A 21879-nucleotide genomic window follows, 5' to 3' on the forward strand; every position below is an offset into this window, starting at 1 on the left:
AATGATTCCAAATGGAATATCAAAGCGTATATTTGCAGCAAAAATTAGGGAATGGGCAAATTACTGATCGTGGGAACCTTGGCTTTTGATGCCATTGAAACACCGTTCGGGAAAACAGGAAGAATTTTTGGGGGGGCAGGCACCTTTATCGGTTTGGCAGCTTCACAATTTAAAATAGACTCCGCGATTGTATCCGTAGTGGGAGATGATTTTCCACAAACTTACATGGATATTTTAAAAAATAGGGACATCGACCTATCCGGGGTCGAGGTGGTAAAGGGCGGCAAAACCTTTTTTTGGGAAGGAAAGTATCATAACGACCTTAATTCACGAGACACTTTGGCCACCGAACTTAACACCCTGGCCGACTTTAATCCAATTGTACCAAGTGATTACACCGATGCAGATATTGTGATGTTGGGCAATCTTCACCCAAATATCCAGTTGAGTGTAATTAATCAGATGGAAAAACGACCAAAACTCATAGTTTTGGATACCATGAATTTTTGGATGGACAATACCTGGGACGAATTGATGGCGGTCATTGCCAAAATCGATGTCATTGCCATAAACGATGAAGAGGCAAGGCAAATGACCAACGAATATTCCTTGGTCAAGGCTGCGGCAAAGATTCAGGAAATGGGCCCAAAATATGTGGTGATCAAAAAAGGGGAGCACGGAGCGCTTTTGTTCCATAAAGAAAATATTTTCTTTGCCCCTGCTCTTCCTTTGGAAGAGGTTTTTGACCCCACTGGAGCGGGAGACACCTTTGCCGGCGGTTTTGCAGGGTATTTGACCGAGGCGGAGAACATTTCTTTTGAAAGTATGAAGAATGCCATTATCCATGGATCCAATTTGGCCTCCTTTTGTGTGGAAAAATTTGGCACCGAACGGATGGTGGATTTAAAAAAGAGCGAGGTTGACGCCCGTTTGACACAGTTTAAAGAATTGACACAGTTCAATATTGAATTAACATAAATGTTCGCCCTGAAAAATTTCGGGGCTTTTTTATTTGGTTTGTTATGAGTGATCCCATTAAGCACGAATGCGGAATATCGTTGATCCGTTTGCTTAAACCTCTGGAGTACTACAAAGAAAAGTACGGCACCGCTTTTTACGGTGTGAACAAAATGTACCTGATGATGGAGAAACAGCACAACCGCGGACAGGATGGTGCCGGTTTTGCCAGCATTAAAATGGACATGGAGCCCGGGGAAAGGTACATGAGCCGCGTACGATCGGCCCAACAGCAGCCCATTCAGGATATTTTTGCCCAAATCAACAGCCGTATCAATACCGCGTTGACCGAGCATCCTGATCGTGAAGACGATGTGGCTTGGCAAAAAAAGAACATTCCCTACATTGGTGAACTTTTGATGGGGCACGTTCGCTACGGCACCTTCGGAAAAAACAGTATTGAGAGCGTACACCCATTTTTAAGGCAGAACAACTGGATGCACCGCAACCTTATTGTTGCCGGAAACTTTAACATGACGAATGTTGATGAACTCTTCCAAAACTTGGTGGAGCTGGGGCAGCACCCCAAGGAAAAAGCCGATACCGTTACGGTAATGGAAAAAATCGGTCACTTTTTGGATGATGCCGTGGCCAAGCTCTACAAACAGATCAAGAAAGAAGGATATACCAAAAGAGAAGCATCTGCATTGATTGCAGAACGTTTGAACGTAGGCAAGATATTGAGGAAAGCCTCAAAAAATTGGGATGGCGGGTATGCCATGAGCGGACTTATTGGCCATGGTGATGCCTTTGTAATGAGAGACCCTGCTGGAATACGCCCAGCTTATTACTACCAAGATGATGAAGTTGTGGTCGTGGCTTCGGAACGTCCGGTAATACAAACGGTCTTCAACATTAATTTTGATGATGTAAAAGAACTGGACCCCGGACATGCCATTATTATTAAAAAAAATGGTTCCATGGCACTCAAACAAATTTTGGAGCCTACCGAGCGTAAGGCCTGTTCTTTTGAGCGCATCTATTTCTCCCGTGGCAGCGACAAGGAAATCTATCAAGAAAGAAAAAAATTGGGGAAACTGGTATTCCCTGAAATATTGAAGTCCATAGACAACGATTTGGAGAATACGGTTTTCTCGTATATCCCAAACACAGCAGAAACGTCTTTCTTTGGAATGGTAAAAGAGGCCCAGAACTACCTCAACAAGAAAAAGGAAGAACAGATTTTGGCCTTGGGATCAAAAATGACCGGGGAAGAGCTTCATAAAATATTGAACATTAGACCACGAATAGAAAAAGTGGCCATTAAAGATGCGAAGCTCAGAACCTTTATCACCCAAGATAGCAGCAGGGATGATTTGGTGACACACGTTTACGACATTTCTTACGGTTCGGTAAAACCTACGGACAATTTGGTTATCATAGATGACAGTATTGTTCGTGGAACTACCTTAAAGCGAAGTATCCTCAAAATCTTGGATCGCTTATCCCCAAAGAAAATAGTGGTGGTGTCCTCCGCTCCGCAAATACGTTATCCGGATTGTTACGGTATTGATATGGCCCGATTGGAAGATTTTGTAGCATTTAGAGCGGCATTGGCCTTACATGAAGAGCACGGTACCACTCATAAAATAAAGGAGATTTATGAAAAATGTCTCACACAGACCAATCCCTCAAATAAAAATGCGGTAAACTATGTACAGGAGTTCTATGCCCCGTTCTCTTCCAAGCAGATTTCCAAGAAAATTGGTGAGATTTTAAGCCCCGAAGGCATCAACGCAGAAGTGGAGATCATCTATCAGACCATTGAAGGCCTGCACAGTGCTTGCCCCAAAAATCTTGGCGATTGGTATTTTACGGGCAATTATCCAACTCCCGGAGGCAACAGGGTGGTCAACAAGGCTTTTGTCAACTTTTTCGAGGGCAAGAACGAAAGGGCTTATTAAGTAATCGAGAAAAAGGCAAAAGTGCAGTTCATCGATGAAACTAGTAGAACAGCGGGTTTTTATACAATGGCAAATCTGCAATCCTACTTTAGTGTCTGCCATAGCATAAGTAGGTTAAGTTCATGGTAAGATTTGGGGCAAAAAAGGTGGAAGCTATTCCACCTTTTTTATTTTCTGTATACTCGTAAACCTTTCACCCCCCTTAATTTTCTTGACATTTATCAATAATCAGGCCGTGTTGTACACTTCAACGCATTTAAGGGAGTTTCATCTAAAAGCTTGGGCACAAAAACATCACTTGGCTTACTTTTGAATCACCATAGCATAAGTAGGTTAAGTTCATGGTAAGATTTGGGGAAAGAAGCCGGAGCATGCTCCGGCTTCTTTATGTTTGACTGCCAAGGTTTTAACAATTTTATCGATGAACTGCACAATTTCTTTTTCTTCATAAAAACAAAATATTTTTTAAAACCCTTTGTTATTTCTCACAATACCAGTATTTTAGTCTCGCCATAGCATAAGTAGGTTAAGTTTATGGTAAGATTTGGGACGAAAAGGGTGAGGACTTCCTCACCCTTTTCTATTTTATAGAAGCAGAAACAAAAAAAGCCGTGCACCAAGTGCACGGCTTTTTTATTTAATAATGAGCTAATTCTTATTTGCTAGCCGCGTAATTCTCAGAAACTTTTTCCCAATTGATTACATTAAAAAATGCTGAAATATAATCTGGTCTCAAGTTTTGATAATGCAAATAATATGCATGTTCCCATACATCCAATCCCAAAATCGGGTAACCACCACAACCTACACCGGGCATAATCGGGTTATCTTGGTTAGGAGTGGAACAAACTTCCACTTTTCCTCCTTTGTGTACGCACAACCATGCCCAACCTGATCCAAATTGGGTAGCGGCGGCAGTGGAAAATTTTTCTTTGAAAGCATCAAAAGAACCAAAAGCCTCGTCAATTGCAGAAGCCAATTCCCCTGAAGGTTTTCCGCCTCCGTTTGGCGACATTACTTCCCAAAAAAGGCTGTGGTTAAAAAATCCGCCTCCGTTGTTTCTAACAGCGGCATTGGACATGTCCAAACCAGAAAGGATATCCACGATTCCCTTTCCCGCCAAATCTGTTCCTTCAATGGCTCCGTTCAATTTAGTGGTGTAGCCATTGTGGTGTTTGGTATGGTGGATTTCCATGGTCCTAGCATCTATATGAGGTTCCAATGCATCGTATGCATACGGTAATTTAGGTAATTCAAAAGCCATAATTATTTTTTTTAGGTTATTACTTTATTCACGTAAAAATACAAGTTTTAACATTTATATTCCGCTAAAAGCATGTTAACATCAGGTAAGGAATCCTTATTTTGCAGGAAAAACATCCTTGGAGGGGTCTAATTTTAAAATATATAGCGCATCTGCAGGTTCGGGCAAGACCTATGCCCTGGCAAAAACATACCTTACATTATTGCTGTCCAACGATGCTGCCGTAAAATTTCGCCAGATTTTGGCCATTACCTTTACCAACAAAGCGGTGGACGAGATGAAAACCAGAATCTTGGACAATCTTTACGCCTTTGGTCAGGTTTCGGTGCCCGAAAAGCAAAAGGATCTTTTCCGATCACTTTGTGATGAACTTAATTTATCTGAGGAACAATTGCGGCAACGATCCCAACTCATTCTAAAACGGATTCTGCACAATTATTCCTTTTTTGAGATTTCTACCATAGACAAATTCAACCATAAGATTATAAAAACATTTGCCCGCGATCTGCACCTGTCCCAAAATTTTGAGGTAGAGCTCAATACTGATTTACTATTGGAAGAAGCCGTGGGAAGATTGTTGGAACGAGCCGGAAACGATGAAAAACTTACCGAAGTCTTGATTGCCTTTTCACTCGAAAAAATTGATGATGACAAAAGTTGGAACATCGCCTACGATTTGGTGGAAATCGGGAAACTCCTTTTTCAGGAAAACCATGCGGAACATGTGGAGCCGTTACGTGAAAAATCAATTGGGGATTTTCAGGACATTCAAAAACGAATCGCTTCCGAGAGCAAAACTATTCAAGAAAAGGTAAAGCACCTGGCTCAAACCGTACTTCAAGAAATGGAAAATCAAGGGTTTGATTTTGCGGATTTTCCATATAAAACCTTGCCCAATCATTTTAAAAAAATGGTTGACGGAGAACTCGACCCCAAGAAACTATATGCTGCCAAAACCTTGGAACCCAATCTAGTGGAAGGTAAATTGCTCAAATCCAGCGACAAAAGGGACGTTACCCATTTGGCCGCAACCATTTTGGAACACTATCTCGCAATAAAACAATTCATTTATCGGCATCGTTATCTGCAAAACATTTATGGCAACATTGTGCCAATGACGGTATTGAACGAAATCGCCAAGGAAATCAAGAATATTGAGTTGGACAGGGATATTGTTCCTATTTCTTCCCTGAATGCCATCCTCTCCAAAGAAATCAAGAATCAGCCTGTACCTTTTATATATGAACGGATGGGCGAAAAATACCGTCATTATTTTATAGATGAGTTTCAGGACACCTCCAAAATGCAATGGGAAAACTTGGTGCCCCTCATTGGCAACGCCTTGGAAAGCGAGGACGAAAAGCATGAACGTGGTTCCCTTTTTTTGGTAGGCGATGTAAAACAGGCCATTTACCGCTGGCGTGGCGGCAGGGCGGAGCAGTTCCTCGACCTGATCAATGGAAAATCGCACCCATTTGTAGTGGAACACAGTATTCATTCGTTGGACACCAATTGGAGGAGTTATGACGAAATCGTGAGCTTCAACAATAGTTTTTTTACCGAAGTGGCGCCTGTGCTCAACAATGAAGATTATCGGAACCTATTCTTAAACGACTCCCATCAAAAAACGAACGACAAGCCAGGAGGCTACATCCAAATGTCCTTTTTGGATAAAGATGTGGAGGATAAGAACGAGGTGTATTGCTCGGAAACGCTTAAGCACATCCAGCACATCATTTCGGAAAACCATGCCTATGCCGATATCTGCGTTTTGGTTCGGGATAATAAAAAAGGAATGTTGCTGGCAGATTTCTTGGCGCAGTACAACATTCCCATTATTTCTTCGGATGCGTTACTGTTGAGCAAAAACGAAAAGGTCACTTTTTTAATTTCCATCCTTAGGATTTTTGAAAATGTAAAAGACCGAGAAGCGGCCTACCTTATATTAATGTATCTGTCACCCAATGAAAACGGCAAGCACGACTTCATTTCCAAACACTTGGAAAATATTGAAACCTTCTTGACCAGTGCATACAGTTTCAATATAATTGAATTAAGGGGAGAACCTGTGCTCACCATTTTGGAAACCGCCATTGTACAGTTTGAGCTTTATAAAGGTTCCGTTGCGCATATTTCCTTTTTAATGGACGAAGTGCTCGATTTAGAAAAAAGGGAAGGGCCCAGCGTATATGCTTTCCTTAATTATTGGGAAGTAAAAAAAGAATCCCTCTCCATTGCGGCTCCCGATGGTGTGGATGCCGTAAAAATTATGACCATCCACAAGGCCAAAGGTCTTGAATTCCCATTTGTGATTTTTCCGTTTGCCAATGCAATTCTGGACGATAAACGTAAGAAAAAGAAAGCTTGGGTGCCAGCCACTAGTGCTGATAAAACTTTAGGGTTGGATGAATTCCTCATAAACAACAATAAAGATATGTTGGAGTACAATGAGGTGGCCCAGCAAAAATACCTGGACGAAGAGCAAAAAACCTTGTTGGATTCCATGAACGTACTCTACGTGGCACTTACCCGACCTGTTAAAGGGTTGTTTGTGATTACAGAAGCAGGTAAAGAAGTTGCTTCTGTTGAGTCTACTTCTTCCTACGCCGACCTTTTTCAGTTATTTGTTCAACAAAAGAACATACCTGAAAACCAGAACGGGGTTTATACCATTGGAACTTTTCCATCAAAAGAAATAGCAAGTTCACCTTTGGAATCCAACGAAAAATATATCTCCTACGTTACCCGCCCCAAAGAAGATGCGGGGTTTACGATTTCCACCAAATCGGGCCGTTTGTGGGACGATGAACGCATGGAAGCCATTGAAATGGGGAATGTAATCCACTTTGCGTTGAGCCAGATTGAAACTGTAAACGATGTTGATTCGGTTTTGGAACGATTGGAAATTGAGGGGCATTTTCCCAAAGAGGCCACGAGCGACATCAAACAAAAAATTATGGCTGTTGTAAATCATCCGAAGTTGAAAGACTTGTTCTTGGACAACCTTCACATATTGAACGAGCAGGAAATCTTGACCACTGATGGACATTCCCTTCGGCCCGACAGAATTACAATTGATGGGAACCAAGCGACCATCATAGATTATAAGACAGGTAAACCATCACAAAAGCACAAGGAGCAAATCGCAAATTATGCCGATATTTTAAAAGCAATGGATTTTGAAATCAAACAATCCATCATTGTTTATATTGACCAAGAAATAGACCCTATTTTTGTAAAAAGTTAAATCAAAGATATGTACGGAAAAATAAAAGAACATTTGGCCAAGGAATTGAAGGAGATTGAAGAAGCTGGCCTATTTAAAAAAGAACGAATTATTACCTCGTCACAAGGAGCGGTCATAAAAATCTCCACAGGGAAAGAAGTCATTAATTTTTGTGCCAACAACTATTTGGGACTTTCCTCCCATCCGGGTGTGATCCAAGCCGCAAAGGATACGATGGATACCCACGGTTTTGGAATGTCTTCGGTACGTTTTATTTGCGGAACGCAGGACATCCATAAAGAATTGGAACAGAAAATCGCCAATTTCTACGGTACCGAGGATACCATATTATATGCAGCCGCTTTTGATGCCAACGGTGGCGTATTTGAACCCTTGCTCACAGCAGAGGATGCCATTATCTCAGATTCATTGAACCACGCATCCATTATTGACGGTGTTCGTTTGTGCAAAGCAAAGCGATATCGCTACACGAACAACGACATGGCCGACCTTGAGGAAAAACTCAAACAAAGCATTGCCGATGGAGCACGCTTTAAAATTATAGTAACCGACGGAGTGTTTTCCATGGACGGACTGCTCTCCCCTCTGGACAAAATATGTGATTTGGCAGATAAATATGATGCCATGGTCATGATAGATGAATGTCACGCTACGGGCTTTATTGGGGAAACAGGCCGCGGTACCCTGGAAGAAAAAGGCGTCATGGACCGAATCGACATTATTACAGGTACACTCGGTAAAGCTTTGGGCGGGGCCATGGGCGGTTATACCACCGGAAAAAAGGAAATTATTGAAATGCTCCGTCAGCGTTCCAGACCTTATTTGTTCTCCAATTCCTTGGCACCCGCTATTGTTGGAGCATCCATTAAGGTATTTGAGATGTTGGACAAGGATACTTCTTTGCGGGATAAGCTACAAAGCAATACAGAATACTTTAAAAAAGGAATAAAAGATGCAGGCTTTGATATTATTGACGGTGATTCTGCCATAGTACCGGTAATGTTGTACGATGCCAAATTATCACAAAATATGGCCGATATGCTCTTGGAAGAAGGAATTTACGTGATTGGTTTCTTTTATCCCGTAGTTCCTAAAGGCAAAGCGAGAATTCGTGTACAGCTCTCAGCAGCCCACGAAAAAGAGCACTTGGACCATGCGATTAATGCATTTATAAAGGTAGGAAAATCGTTAAATGTCATCTAAATTCGTCGAAATGCAACAAATCTTCTGGCAAATGAGTCAAAAAAAAAGAAATTTAGATTTTGTTAATAAGTCTTAACAACTTACATTTGCTGCTGATAAACACTTAAACTTAAAATTTTGAGCATGAAACATCTTAGCAAATTATTGGTTGTTGCTCTTGTATTTGTAGGGATCAACAGCATACAAGCGCAAGACGAAAATAATCCCTGGCAAGTTAGCATAGGGGTAAATGCAATAGACGCTTATCCTACTAACGATAGTGACAATCCTTTTTCCAGTACTACTTTATTTGATGAGTACTTTAATGTTTCCGATCATTGGAACATTTTACCATCTGTTTCTTATGTTTCTGTTTCCAAGTATATTGGAGATGGTTTCTCTGTAGGAGCAAGAGGTTCTTTGAATAGAATCGAAAAATTAGGAGACTTCGAAGTTGACGATTTGTCTCACTATGCTATAGATGGTACGATTAAATACAACATTCTTAAAAACACTACTATTGATCCTTTCGTAGAAATAGGAGGTGGTTACACTTGGGTTGATGAAATCGGAGCTGGAACCGTTAATGGTGGTGTAGGTGTTAACTTTTGGTTTTCAGACAACCTAGGTTTTACACTTCAAACTCAGTACAAGCATGCTTTTGAAGATTACTTGGTTAAGCATTTCCAGCACATGGCAGGTATCAGCATCAAGTTTGGTGGTACAGACACTGACGGTGATGGCATCTACGACAAAGACGATGCTTGTCCAGAAGTTGCTGGTTTAGAAGCATTCAACGGATGTCCTGATGCTGACGGCGATGGTATCGAAGATGCTAAAGATGCTTGTCCTAACGAAGCAGGTTCAAAAGAAATGAACGGATGCCCTGATAGTGATGGTGATGGTGTTGCCGATAAAGACGACGCTTGTCCTAGCACTCCTGGTCTTCCTGCACTGGCTGGTTGTCCTGATGCTGACGGTGACGGTGTTGCCGACAAAGACGACGAGTGTCCTAACGAAGCAGGCCCTGCTGAAAACGACGGATGCCCTTGGCCAGATTCTGACGGTGATGGTGTTCTTGACAAAGACGATCAATGTCCAGAAATTGCCGGTACTGTTGCTAACAACGGTTGCCCAGAAGTAACTGAAGAAGTTCAGAAGCAATTGAACGATTACGCTAGAACTATCTTGTTCGATACTGGTAAATCTTCCATCAAAGCAGAATCTACTTCTGTAATGGTTGACATCATCCAAATCTTGAACGAGTATCCTAACGCTAAGTTTACTGTTGAAGGACATACTGACAGTGTAGGTAGTGAAAGCTTGAACCAAAAACTTTCTGAAGAAAGAGCTAACTCTGTTAGAGATTTCTTGATCGACAAAGGAATCGATTCAAGTAGACTATCTGCTATCGGTTACGGTGAAGCTAAGCCAATTGCCACCAACAACACAAGAGCTGGTAGAGCACAAAACAGACGAGTTGAAATCAACTTGGTAAAATAATAAGAAACAAAGTTTTCTTGAAAAAGGCTCCGCAAATGCGGGGCCTTTTTTATTTTTAGTCAATGCATGATAATTTCCTAAAATATGTGCTGGACGACCTCCACAACAAACAACTGGATATAACCCAGTGTACCTATGTGCTTCCCAGCAAAAGATCGGGTACATTTTTAAAAAAACACATTTCCAACAGGCTGAAAAAAAACATATTCAGTCCACAAGTATTGTCCATTCAAGAATTCATCGGCAACCTATCTGGTTTGAACCAAGCATCAAACATTGATTTGTTGCTCCTCCTGTTTAAAGTCTACAAAAAATCGCAAATTGACGAATCGGATGACTTTGCCTCCTTCATTAATTGGGGACAAACACTTTTACAGGATTTCAACGAAATTGATGGTTATCTAATACCGGCCGAAGACATTCTGAACTACTTATCTGCCATCAAGGAAATCAATCATTGGTCCGCGAGCAAAGAGAAATCAGAACTGGTCGAGAATTATCTGCAACTCTGGAAGAACCTAGAAACCATCTACTATGATTTTTATGTTGCTTTGCTCGTACAAAAAAGAGGCTACCAAGGAATGATCCAACGTGAAGCGGTGAAAGCAATTCAAAATGGTAACCACCGAAAAACTGATGCCGGCCCCATCATATTTATTGGTTTCAATGCACTCAATGCAGCAGAATCCACCATTATTCAACATTACTTGGAGCAAGAAAATTCGCATATATATTGGGATATTGATGCTTACTTTCTAAACGACCCCATTCACGATGCGGGATTGTTTGTAAGAGACTATCAATACAACTGGCCCTATTACAAACACGGACACAAAATTGAGCCGCAGAACAATTTTCTAACAAAAAAGAATATCACCATCACTGGAGTGCCCAAAAGTATATCCCAAACCAAATATGTGGGCCAATTATTGGAGTCCATGGGGCAACAACAAGATATTGACCTTACAAAAACCGCTTTGGTACTTGCTGACGAAACTTTGCTCAATCCTATGCTCAATGCCATTCCCAACAACGTCCCTGAAGTGAACATTACCATGGGGATGCCTTTGAACAAAACGGTGTTATATTCCTTTTTTGTGAATTATTTAGAGTTGCACCTCAACGTTTCCGAGCGAGGATGGTTTTTTAAACGTGTGTTGGAATTTATCTCCAATCCCTACGCTTTGGTACTATCTTCGGAAGATCAAGGGAATTTTGCACAGCGAATGCCCAAAGACATTAAAGAAGGTAACTTGCTCTACATTAACGCAGAGATACTATCAAAATATCCAAAAGCACAAGATTTATTATCCATCATATTTCCGTCGGCAGAAATCTCCCCTATGGAATGGATAAACAACTGTTTGCTTCTCATCAAGCGATTAAAAACCATCTATCAAGACGAGAAAAACCCCTTGGAACTTGAATACCTGTATCGATTCTATGCGCTATTCAATCAATTGGGTCAATATTTGGACAAAGTGGATTTTATGGGCAAACTCAAATCCATCAAAAACCTCTTCAAACAATTGGCCAATATGGAAACCTTGGATTTTATAGGCCAGCCATTGACCGGCTTTCAAATTATGGGAATGTTGGAGAGCAGAAACCTCGATTTTGAAACAGTGATCATAACTTCGGTAAACGAGGGCATATTACCATCAGGAAAATCGAACAATTCATTTATTCCCTTTGATGTAAAAAGGGATTATGGCCTACCCACCTACAAAGAAAAGGATGCCATCTACGTGTACCATTTTTACCGATTGATTCAACGAGCGAAAAACATATACATTACCTACAACACGGAGCCCGATGTGCTGGAAGGCGGGGAAAAAAGCCGATTGATAACACAGTTGTTAACGGACGAAAATCTAAAATCAAACATTACCCATACCATTGCTTCGCCCAAAATTTCCATTGAGTCGAAACCGCCCATACAAATTGAAAAGGGCATTCAGTTTATGGAAGATTTAAAGGTTTTTGCCCAAAACGGTTTTTCGCCCACATCTTTGACCAATTACATTAGAAACCCTATTGATTTTTACACTCGGAATATTTTAAAAATCAATGACTTGGAAGAAGTGGAAGAAAATATTGCGACCAACACTTTCGGAACCATCATTCACGATAGTTTGGAGCAACTCTACACCCCCCTTGTCAATGAGTTGTTGACGGAAGAAAACGTAAAAGGCCTAAAAACACAGGTTGCCGGTGTGGTTAAGCATCATTTTGAAAAAAATCTTTCTGGCGTTGATGTATCCAAAGGCAAATTCCTGTTGGTGTATAATGTCATCATAAAATACCTGCACAATTTCTTGGACGATGAACTAAAGCAGGTAAAACGGCACCAAATCAAAATTTTAGCGCTGGAAGAACGCTACGAAGAATTTATTACCATTCCAGGGCTAGACTTCCCCATCAAATTAAAAGGGACTTTGGACCGTGTGGATGAGTTCGATGGAACCACTAGAATCATTGATTATAAAACGGGCAGGGTAGAACCCAAAAACGTAAAAATAACGGATTGGGAAGCCCTTATTACCGATTATGACAAGAGCAAGGCGTTCCAATTGCTCTGTTATGCCTACCTATATTCCAAAAAACACGGTATAAGTGACGTACAGGCGGGAATCATCTCATTTAAAAATTTGAGCCAAGGATTGTTCCCGTTTTCAGAGGACAAGAACACCCTGATAAATGCCGATACACTGGCCACCTTTGAAAATTACCTGCACCTATTGATTGGGGAAATTTGTGATGCCACAGTTCCCCTCATGGAAAAAATCGACTGAATTATTTTAAATCGGGTCGTGTAGGGCGTACTTCAATTTTACTTGGCAAGGTACGTGGATGCATGGTAAGCAAATCGATGACCAATTTACCAATGTCCTCGGGCTGAATTTTCCAAGCATCTTTTTCCGATGGTTCGTTGTCGTTAAAGTGGCTGGCCACGGAACCGGGCATAATCGTGGTTACCTTAATGTTGTACCTTCTCAAATCCAGCATGGCAGCCTGTGTAAAACCGACCACTCCAAATTTTGTGGCGTTGTAGCCCGCTGCGGTGGGGAAAAAGTTGGTTCCCGCCAAACTGGCCAAGGTCATGTAATAGCCTTCGGATTTTTTCAAGGCCTCGACGGATGCTTTTAGTGTATGGTAAACCCCGTTTAGGTTGGTATCGATCATTTGATGCCATTTTTCGTCCTCCATTTCATCAATAGGGGCAAAATGCCCTACACCTGCATTGGCCATGACTACGTCCAATTGTCCCCATTTGTCGAGTATCGCCGCTACGGCCTTTTTCTCATCATCCAACTTGGCCACATCGGATACCAAACCCAATACTTTATCTGGATTGTTCAAGCTTTTTACGGCAGCGTCGGCACTCTTTTGGCTTCTACCGCTAATGGCCACCTTCATGCCCTGCTCCAACAAGCATTCGGCAATACCGTATCCTATCCCTTTGGTTCCTCCTGTGATGTATGCTACTTTTCCTTCTAGTTTCATGTTGATTTGTTTTGAAGTAAAGTTCAAAAAAGCAAGTGCCAAATACAAAAAATCCATCCTAAAGGATGGTTAATGTTTGAAGGGAGAAACCAGAAAAGACCAATTATGTAGTTTTCCTACAAAAAATGCTACATTTATGATGCATCCAAACAGATAGTGGAGAAGATTCCTGATATCCAGCACAGTTACCGTGACCTTTAATTAACACGGTTAGTCCTTTTATAGCTATGACGACTTGGACAAAAGGGAATATAAATATTCAAAGAAGCTTTAAATGAAAAGAAAATGGATAAAGCAGAATTAGAAAAACTACATGCTGATTTACTAATCGCTTGGAATAAGCAAGATGCAACCAAAATGGCATCATGCTTTACTGACAATGGAATATCTATAGGGTTTGACGGGAGTCAATACAATGGTAAAAAAGAAATAAAAGCTGAAATTGAGAAAATATTTGAGCACCATCAAACCGCAGATTATATTTGGAAGGTTAAAGAAGTCCGTTTTTTGAACTCAGAAATTGCTATCCTTCGAGCCATTGTTGGTATGAGACCTCCCGGACAAGAAGAAATTAATCCAGCAGCTAATGCTATCCAAACCATAACAGCAATAAAGCAGAATAACGTTTGGAGAATTGAGCTTTTTCAAAACACACCAGCACAATTTCACGGCAAACCAGAAAAGGTAGAAGAGCTAACAAAAGAGTTAAGTGCAGTATCCGAAAAATAAAATAAGCATGAAAGCAGAATTTGAAGCAGGAATTAATATTGCGATAAAGATTCCCAAAAGTAAATATGAGAAAAGCGTTACTTTTTACAGGGACATTCTAAAGTTGAAAGTCGAAGAAATACCCATTGATAATCCAACCGTTTCAAAAACACACAAAGTAAAATTCGGAAACAATATAATATGGTTGGACTGTGTGGACAACTACACACATTCAGAAACTTGGTTACAGCTTACGGTTCCCGATGTAGAAGTAGCGACAAACTATTTGAAATTAAACGGTGTGGGAACATGTGACGAACTCGAAGAGCTTCCAGAAAATATGCATTGGATTCAAGACCCGGCAGGAACTGTATTCAACCTGCAAAAAAGAGAAATCAAACAATCTGAATAAAAAACGATCCGCTAACATCAATATCGGCAAACCGAAAGTGAAGTGCCTATACTTGACCGTCACCAAAAGCCACACAATACATCAATCACACCCAAACCCATACCGTCCCCAATATTATCAATCCCCAACGGTTACAGGAATATGGCGTAGGTATTTTTGAGGCTGTAGCTACAAAATCAGCGCTTAAAAAAGCCATAAAGAAAAAGTATATTACCGTAAATGACAGCATTGCCACGACGGCTACTTTAATTACCGGAGGGGAGCACATCAGTTTATCCATTCCAAAAGAGACCAACCCAAAGAAACAGCTCATTATTCCGCTTACTGTATTGTTTGAAGATGACTATTTAGCTGTCATTCACAAACCTGCGGGCATTGAAGTGAGTGGCAATAAGTTTATGACCATAGCCAATACCTTACCGCAAAATCTTAAGCCCAGTACACTATCGGATGTTACCACACCGCAACCCGTCCACCGTTTGGATTATGCAACTACGGGTATTGTTTTGGTCGGGAAAACGAGCGGCAGCATCCGAGCCTTGAACAAAATGTTCGAGGAAAAAACCATTGCAAAAATCTATTATGCCGTTGCCATTGGTAAAATGAAAAGCAGCGGAACCATAACATCAGAAATAGACGGGAAACCGTCAGAATCAGATTATAAAGTAATCAAATCCGTACCCTCGGAACGGTTCGGTATCCTTAATTTGGTGCAATTGCATCCCAAAACGGGCAGAAGACACCAATTACGCAAGCATTTGTTCGGTTTGGGACATCCTAAAGAATACACATTAGAAGACTTAATTTTGAAGGGCAGAGGTCTGTATTTACATGCTTATTCGTTGGAGTTTAGGCATCCGTTTACCCAACAAAACATCTATATTAAAGATGAGATTCCTGAGAAGTTTGGGAGGATATTCAGCTAAGCCAAATAAAAAAGCACCCCGCTTGTGAGGTGCTTTTCTTTTTTTAGAGAATAACGTGCCGATAACTATCGGGAAAACCAGTGGCCTTTCCGAAAGCCTTCATTATTGTTTAAGTTATATCCGATTTTTCGTACATTTAAACTGACTCATTTTGCGTGTTTGGAAGGCAGTCGGATTTTACACCTAAAATTTAAGTGAATTTCTAGACACCCAAACCTTACTGCTTATGGCTAATTATTTGAGAGCACTGATGCTCATAATTTCTATTGTATTTATTGCCTGTTCCTCCAATGGCGAAGATATTGATTCACTGGAAAATGATAGTACACCTCCTACCATAGACCTTACATTCGAAGGTTTTCCCAATATTACAGAAGGCTCTCCCTTTGTAGTAAGTGATAAAATAGAAATTACAATATCAGCTCAGGATGCTAACGGCATAAGTAAAATCGAAGCCTTTTTCAACAATGAAAAAGTAGGTGAGGATACATCTGCTCCTTTTTCCATTACCATTGATGTTTCACAATACGAATCAAAATCCCTTGCAGGAAAATATAAGAATTATACCTTGAAAATTGTTGCGACAGATAAGGCAGGTAACATTGCTTCGAAAGAGCAGATAATCAATGTGGACAATGAAATACCCGTAATCAGTGATGTTTCTTTGGTTTCTGATACAGTTTTGACCGGCAGCACGAATCCATTTTCGTTTTTGGTTTTGGATAATGAAGAGTTGGAATCCATAATGTTCTATCTTAATGGCGAACTACATACACAAATTGAAGTTGAAGGTCCGTACGAATCAAACATTGATACTTCAATTTTGCCGGAAGGTCCAAACACACTTAAGATAGAGGCCAATGATGTTGCCGGCAATACAGCTACCTTCGAAGTTAATTTTATAACAGATAATTCAGGGCCGGAGGTTTCATTCGAAAACCTGACGGATGGAGTTATAATCGATGAAATTTTACAATTGAATCCGACAGTAACAGATGACTATTCTGGAGTGGTTTCAACGGAAATTAAGTTCAATAACGAGACTCTTATCGTTGTGGATTCCGAAATACCAATCAATTATGAATTTGACCCCGAAGGTTTTGTGGTTGGGGACGGGACTTTTGAAATCATCGCGATTGACGGGATGGGAAATACATCCTCTATAACATTAGGGGCTAACATCCACCGCAGGCTTATTGAAGTTAATATTCCCGAAAATCGTATCAGCCCATACATTACAGCTGCGGTTATATTCGTTTCCCGCATGGACGGGTCGGTCGTTGTCTGGGAAGAAGTTAACCCAGAGGACCGTCAAATTACATTAAGTGTAGCGGAATCTTTCGACATGTCCACCGAGTTTATGGTTTCCTTCTTTTTGAAGGACAACGGCGGTATGGCAAGTATAACAACGCATCAAAATCTGACAAGGGGTAATCCAGGGGTGCTTAACTTATCAGAACCGGTTAGAAGAGAAGGAACTGGTACAGGCACTCAGGTGCCTATCGTCAATTTCCTTTCCAACGATGTGCTAATAGGTGAAAGTGGTACCTCATATAGCTTTTTTCAATCGATGGACGATTCACCAGCGAGTTATACAGCTTATCTTGACACAGCCCAAGGCTTTCTAAATTTTTCAACTGCAGAGAATCCCCTAAATTTTGATTCTTTTGACCAGATATATTTATTCGATCTATTCACTTACGAAAATGTTTTAATACCTAATCCTCCAGCTCCGGGTTATGTTTTGGACAAGGCCAATTTGCGTAGTGACAACCTTGAGAGCAAGCAACTCGTGGTTAACTCGCCAAATCCATTAGCTAGCACAAACTCGATTTTGCGTATAGCCGGGGCTCTATCACAGGAGGATGATGTGTCCAACAAGTATCACGAGATGTTTGTTTGGAACCGGGTAGGGATTTTGGATTCCCCTATGGATTATCTCCTGAATTCAACATTCTATTCATATAGGCATGCCCTTCAATTTGGAAATTATTATACTGAGCGTAAAGGAAGTCCCTTGGCTACTTACACGATACCGGATGTTTCGTTAGACTATGCCATTTCCAATAACCAGATCAACCTCTCTGTACAGGGAACCGATCATGTAGTTGGTAGAGTAGAATGCGTGGATTTCGATAATCTGACCTATGTTTGGAACATTACATTTAGCAGTCAGGAAATGAGTACGGTTATTGTCCCGGAATTGCCCGTAAGTATTTCTCATCCTGTAAAATCAGTCCATCAGAGTGGTAATATTAAAGTGGAGAAGGTAGAACTGATTTCCTATGGTTCAATTTCTTCCTATGAACAATATATTGAAGGGGTAGTAAAGAACCAAAGCAATATTTTTGAAGCTACGGATTGGTATCAATTAGTATTCAAGTCTAGGACTGGTGACTTTAATACCCCAAGCAGAGATTTTCTATTTCAGTAAGCATTGATTTCCTACTCCTTAGAGACGGGTCAAAATTACTGACAACAAGGAAATAAAGAACGTGTGTTCTTTATTCACCCAAATCTTATTATCCTCAAATGGCATGCAGACTTAATGATTGTTTAATTAAAGAATTATTTTAAAGTATTATAAAGCAGCCTTTTTTTTGAACCGCTTTTCTATTTCAAAAATTCTGTTGTCATTCGGCCCCAATTGTGATCTCTTTTATTTGTTTCGTTAATTCACCTTTTATGGGACTTAGATTCCTAAATATAATATTGAAGCTAACGCATGTAATAGATGTGATCCTTTTTCAAAAGATTATTCTACAAAAGATTAAAAGGTATTGAAATAGGGCGATTTGTATCAAATAATACCATGGTTAATTTAAAACCAGATTTGCGTGCAAATAAAAAAAGCTTCAAAAGTCAAAAACTCTTGAAGCCTTGTAAAAACTGGTGGAGAATACCGGATTCGAACCGGTGACCTCTTGCCTGCCAGCAAGAGGATTACCATATCAATCCAATACAAATAAATATATAATAAATTGTTTTTCAGTATTTTATATAATTTCGTATTCATTTAATTTCAAATAAAATCACCCATTTGCGTGCAAATTGCGTGCAAATTTTTTTTACCTTTGATTAGGATGAATACCAATATAAAACTTTCTTTAGATACGCGTAGGAAGAAAAAAGATGACTCCTATCCTATTATTTTACGATTAACCCATTTTCGAAAAACAACTTCCATAAGCTTAGGTCAATCAATAAAAAAGGAATTTTGGGATAATAAAAACGAGAAAGTTAAAAGAGCATTCAAAGGAACTTCATCAGTTAGTAAACTAAATAATCAACTCTTAAAAGAAAAGACCAGAGCGGTCGACATAATTAATGACCTGAACGAAAAGGACGAGCTTAACTTTTTATCCATTTTGCAGCTTAAGAAGAAGATTGTAAAAACCGCATCATTGGATTCATTTTTTAAGTTTAGCGAGGATATTGTCGATGAGTTAAAAGCAGCTGAACGTTATGGTAATGCAAACACATACTACGCGGTAATTAAGGTATTGGAGAAATTCGCTGATGGAAATGATATCAAATTCAACGAAATCAATTATGATTTTCTCAAAAGATTTGAGAACTGGCACTTTTCCAAAGGTAATTCTGTTAACAGCCTATCGACGTATATGAGAACAATCAAAGCGGTCTTTAACAAGGCCATTAAGTCTGATGTTGTTTCTAGAGATGCTTATCCTTTTACACATTATAAGATTAAAACTACTCCTACAGAAAAAAGAGCGCTTGACATTAAAAGCATCAAATCAATTATGCTTTTAAAACTGGAAGAAACGGATAGTCTGTTTCACTATAGAAATTACTTCCTTGCCTCTTATATGCTTTATGGTATTTCCTTTATGGACTTGGCTTTTTTAAGGGTTCAAAATATCATTGACAACCGAATTAAATTCCAAAGAAAAAAAACGTCAAAGCCTTATGATATTAACATCACGCCTCAGTTAAAGGAAATCCTCTCGTTTTATCTTAAGGATAAAGAGAGGTCTGAATTTATATTTCCAATCATTAAAAGAGCCACATTTGAACTTCAATATAAAGACGTCTTATGGGCACGAAAGAGATATAATAAAGGGCTTAAAGAAATTGCAAAAAAATGCAAGATAGAGCAGCGGTTGACCTCATATGTATCTCGTCATAGTTTTGCAACCCAAGCTATGCTGCAGGACGTTCCCTTACAAGCTATTTCTTCCATGCTTGGCCATAATCGACTATCAACTACTCAAATATATCTGAAGTCCCTGCCGAATAATATACTAGACAATTATAATCAGAAATTGGTTAAACTGTAGCCTTAACCCTTCCTAGTCCCAAATCCTTACTCACAACTTCAGCGCATGGATCCTGGCCTATTTTTGTAGCGTTTGGGAAGATAAGCGTTGAACAAAAATAGGATAGGGCGCTGTCCTACTTTTGGCCATTATCCTCCAGCCATTTTTGATATAGTTCCTTTGCCTCTGGGCTTTCTTCAAAGAATGTCCTGTAGTGTTCAATTGCATCATCTTGACCTTCTACATATGCAACCTGTTCTTTCTTGGATATCCTTGACACCTTGTAGATTGAAAAACCAAGGACCAAAAGGACCGTGACCAACAACCCCCAAGTAAGTTTTATGGCCCAACTGGGCAAGAGAACGGACCGCTCTACTTTATGAAGAATCCTTTCCATCAGTCTTTGTTGTTCCTTAATGTCGTTTTTTTGTTTGTTGCCATACTCTTTTAGAAGAGCATTTAATTCGCTGGTATCTGGCCTTAATGGAAGGTTTTTGAAATCCTCATGAACCTTTTCCAATCGGCCGATACTCTTTTCAAATCCGTTGATCTCTTCGGTCAACAGTTCCGCTATCTCGTCCAGTTTTGCCATGTTGTTGTGTTTAGATTCCTATTCCAGTGTCCCTGACCACCTTGATGGCCAATTTGATGGTTTTCTTTATGATGGTCTGGGTCAAACTCGTTGGGACATTGACTGTCCTACCCAAAAGCTGCATGCTCTTGTCCTTGGCGATTCGTTGTGCCATGTTCCTTTCAAAGTTCATTTGACGTGCGATCCTGCCCATGGACATGGACCGGTGCACCTCGCTTCCCTTTAGGTTGGTTCCCTTGTACTCAAAACGGAAACCCTGTAGCCTGTTCTGCCTATTGATGCTCGGGATGACCCTTACATTGTTCTGCTCCATGGATTTGATATACTGGTCAAAATCCCTTGGCCGGTCCCTCGCCATGACCTTTTCATGGATCTTCTGTATTTCCGATCGGACATGTTGCATCCGGTACAGTTTTTCCTGCTGTACTTCCCTTACCGTGGTCAGATCCATCTGTTTGGCCACCCGTTCCGCCACTTGTTGGCTCCGCTTTCCAATAAAACTGTCATTGTAGGCCTTGCCCTGAAAGTTTATCCGGTTGGCGTACAGATGGACGTGCACATGTTCCTTGTCCCTATGGACAAAGGCAACGGCCTGGTGCTGTTTGAGGTTCATTTCCTTGAGGAACCGCTCGGTCATTTCCTTGAGCTGTTCCCTTTGCAGTTTCCTGCCGTCCTCGATGGTGGGACTGAGCACAAAGCTGAGCGTGTTCTTCCGGCACAGTTCGTTCTGCTCTTGGATGACCTTGAACTCCTCGGTGATCTCCCGTGGGGTCTCCCCTGCCAGATATTGGCTGTGGATGATCTCCGATCCTTTCTCCTGGTTCATCCCGTAGCTCATGGAGGCCGAAGTGTGCGATATGGACTTTCCCATGCCTATCATTTCTTGAAATTTAAAAGGTGTTGTCGTATCTCTTTGGCCAGCTGGGCCGTTTCTTCTGCCAATCTGGGGTTCCGCTTGCGGAACATATTGGTGATCAGCTTGAAGTTCCGTTGGTATTTGACCAATAGCTTATAGGCCTCTATCTGTTCGTCCGTCATGCGCTCCACGATACGGTCTTCGAAGGCAGCACGGCGGCAGTATTCACTGATTGAAAGACCGCTCTTTCGGGCCTTGACCTTCAGCAGTTTCTTCTCGTAGACCGAGCACCGGAACTGGACGAACTCTTTCTTCATTTTCACATCATCTTTTGCGACCTTCGGGAGCAAAAGCAAGATTTGTCATGACAATGACACATCTTGAATTCGTTTCCGAACTTCATCCTTCGCGCTTTTTACCTTCCATTCGTTCATATCCTTGAAACCTTCATAGAGAGAGGACATATTCCTACTGTTCGGGC

The 21879-nt window shown here is 40.6% G+C and carries 16 protein-coding genes; 11 read left to right on the forward strand and 5 right to left on the reverse strand.

Annotation, left to right across the window (positions count from 1 at the left end; all coding sequences use genetic code 11):
- Positions 1-51 precede the first annotated feature (51 nt).
- Both AC13CC_RS07495 and AC13CC_RS07500 read left to right on the forward strand, forming a co-directional pair.
- Positions 52-978, forward strand: coding sequence for a PfkB family carbohydrate kinase (locus tag AC13CC_RS07495; protein WP_482876054.1), 927 nt, complete (start codon positions 52-54; stop codon positions 976-978).
- A gap of 44 nt (positions 979-1022) precedes the next feature.
- A complete protein-coding gene (locus tag AC13CC_RS07500) occupies positions 1023-2921 on the forward strand; it encodes an amidophosphoribosyltransferase (RefSeq protein ID WP_326279655.1) in 1899 nt (632 codons plus the stop codon).
- 655 nt (positions 2922-3576) lie between these two features.
- Here AC13CC_RS07500 and AC13CC_RS07505 read toward each other — a convergent pair.
- The gene (locus AC13CC_RS07505) at positions 3577-4185 is read right to left on the reverse strand and encodes a superoxide dismutase (RefSeq protein ID WP_326280324.1); all 609 of its coding nucleotides are present in this window, start codon (positions 4183-4185) and stop codon (positions 3577-3579) included.
- Positions 4186-4303: 118 nt separating this feature from the next.
- Between AC13CC_RS07505 and AC13CC_RS07510 the strand changes: the two genes are divergently transcribed.
- The 4 genes from AC13CC_RS07510 to AC13CC_RS07525 all read left to right on the forward strand — a co-directional run bounded on the left by AC13CC_RS07510 (position 4304) and on the right by AC13CC_RS07525 (position 12912).
- Entirely contained in the window at positions 4304-7432 is a 3129-nt protein-coding gene (locus AC13CC_RS07510) for a UvrD-helicase domain-containing protein (protein ID WP_482876056.1), read from the forward strand.
- Positions 7433-7441: 9 nt separating this feature from the next.
- On the forward strand, positions 7442-8635 hold the full coding sequence (gene kbl / locus AC13CC_RS07515; protein ID WP_482876057.1) for a glycine C-acetyltransferase: 1194 nt from the start codon (positions 7442-7444) through the stop codon (positions 8633-8635).
- Positions 8636-8758: 123 nt separating this feature from the next.
- Entirely contained in the window at positions 8759-10117 is a 1359-nt protein-coding gene (locus AC13CC_RS07520; RefSeq protein WP_326280330.1) for an OmpA family protein, read from the forward strand.
- A gap of 62 nt (positions 10118-10179) precedes the next feature.
- Positions 10180-12912 carry a PD-(D/E)XK nuclease family protein gene (locus tag AC13CC_RS07525; protein WP_482876059.1) on the forward strand — a complete coding sequence of 911 codons (2733 nt, stop codon included), beginning with the start codon at positions 10180-10182 and terminating at the stop codon, positions 12910-12912.
- A gap of 1 nt (position 12913) precedes the next feature.
- Here the strand turns inward: AC13CC_RS07525 and AC13CC_RS07530 are convergent, their stop codons facing one another.
- Positions 12914-13624 (reverse strand): SDR family oxidoreductase, encoded by a 711-nt coding sequence (locus AC13CC_RS07530; protein WP_326280335.1) that lies wholly within the window; start codon positions 13622-13624, stop codon positions 12914-12916.
- Between the two features lie 285 nt (positions 13625-13909).
- Here AC13CC_RS07530 and AC13CC_RS07535 point away from each other — a divergent pair, with 285 nt between their 5' ends.
- The 5 genes from AC13CC_RS07535 (at position 13910) to AC13CC_RS07555 (ending at position 19971) form a co-directional block, all read left to right on the forward strand.
- Complete coding sequence (locus AC13CC_RS07535; protein ID WP_482876061.1) at positions 13910-14353, forward strand: SgcJ/EcaC family oxidoreductase; 444 nt, start codon at positions 13910-13912, stop codon at positions 14351-14353.
- A 7-nt stretch (positions 14354-14360) separates the two neighbouring features.
- On the forward strand, positions 14361-14744 hold the full coding sequence (locus tag AC13CC_RS07540; protein ID WP_326280339.1) for a VOC family protein: 384 nt from the start codon (positions 14361-14363) through the stop codon (positions 14742-14744).
- A 329-nt stretch (positions 14745-15073) separates the two neighbouring features.
- Positions 15074-15670, forward strand: coding sequence for an RluA family pseudouridine synthase (locus AC13CC_RS07545; protein ID WP_482876063.1), 597 nt, complete (start codon positions 15074-15076; stop codon positions 15668-15670).
- Between the two features lie 226 nt (positions 15671-15896).
- On the forward strand, positions 15897-18104 hold the full coding sequence (locus tag AC13CC_RS07550; RefSeq protein WP_482876064.1) for an Ig-like domain-containing protein: 2208 nt from the start codon (positions 15897-15899) through the stop codon (positions 18102-18104).
- Between the two features lie 649 nt (positions 18105-18753).
- Positions 18754-19971 (forward strand): site-specific integrase, encoded by a 1218-nt coding sequence (locus tag AC13CC_RS07555; RefSeq protein ID WP_090292201.1) that lies wholly within the window; start codon positions 18754-18756, stop codon positions 19969-19971.
- A gap of 115 nt (positions 19972-20086) precedes the next feature.
- Here the strand turns inward: AC13CC_RS07555 and AC13CC_RS07560 are convergent, their stop codons facing one another.
- Genes AC13CC_RS07560 through mbpA form a run of 3 tightly spaced genes read right to left on the reverse strand, consistent with a single transcriptional unit; the run spans position 20087 to position 21748 of the window.
- On the reverse strand, positions 20087-20542 hold the full coding sequence (locus AC13CC_RS07560) for a DUF6730 family protein (protein WP_116216542.1): 456 nt from the start codon (positions 20540-20542) through the stop codon (positions 20087-20089).
- A gap of 10 nt (positions 20543-20552) precedes the next feature.
- On the reverse strand, positions 20553-21413 hold the full coding sequence (locus AC13CC_RS07565; protein WP_474995837.1) for a relaxase/mobilization nuclease domain-containing protein: 861 nt from the start codon (positions 21411-21413) through the stop codon (positions 20553-20555).
- Positions 21414-21418: 5 nt separating this feature from the next.
- Entirely contained in the window at positions 21419-21748 is a 330-nt protein-coding gene (mbpA, locus tag AC13CC_RS07570; RefSeq protein ID WP_482876069.1) for a mobilization protein MbpA, read from the reverse strand.
- Between the last annotated feature and the right edge of the window lie 131 nt (positions 21749-21879).

It is taken from the genome of Flagellimonas sp. L-11 (genome assembly GCF_056857735.1).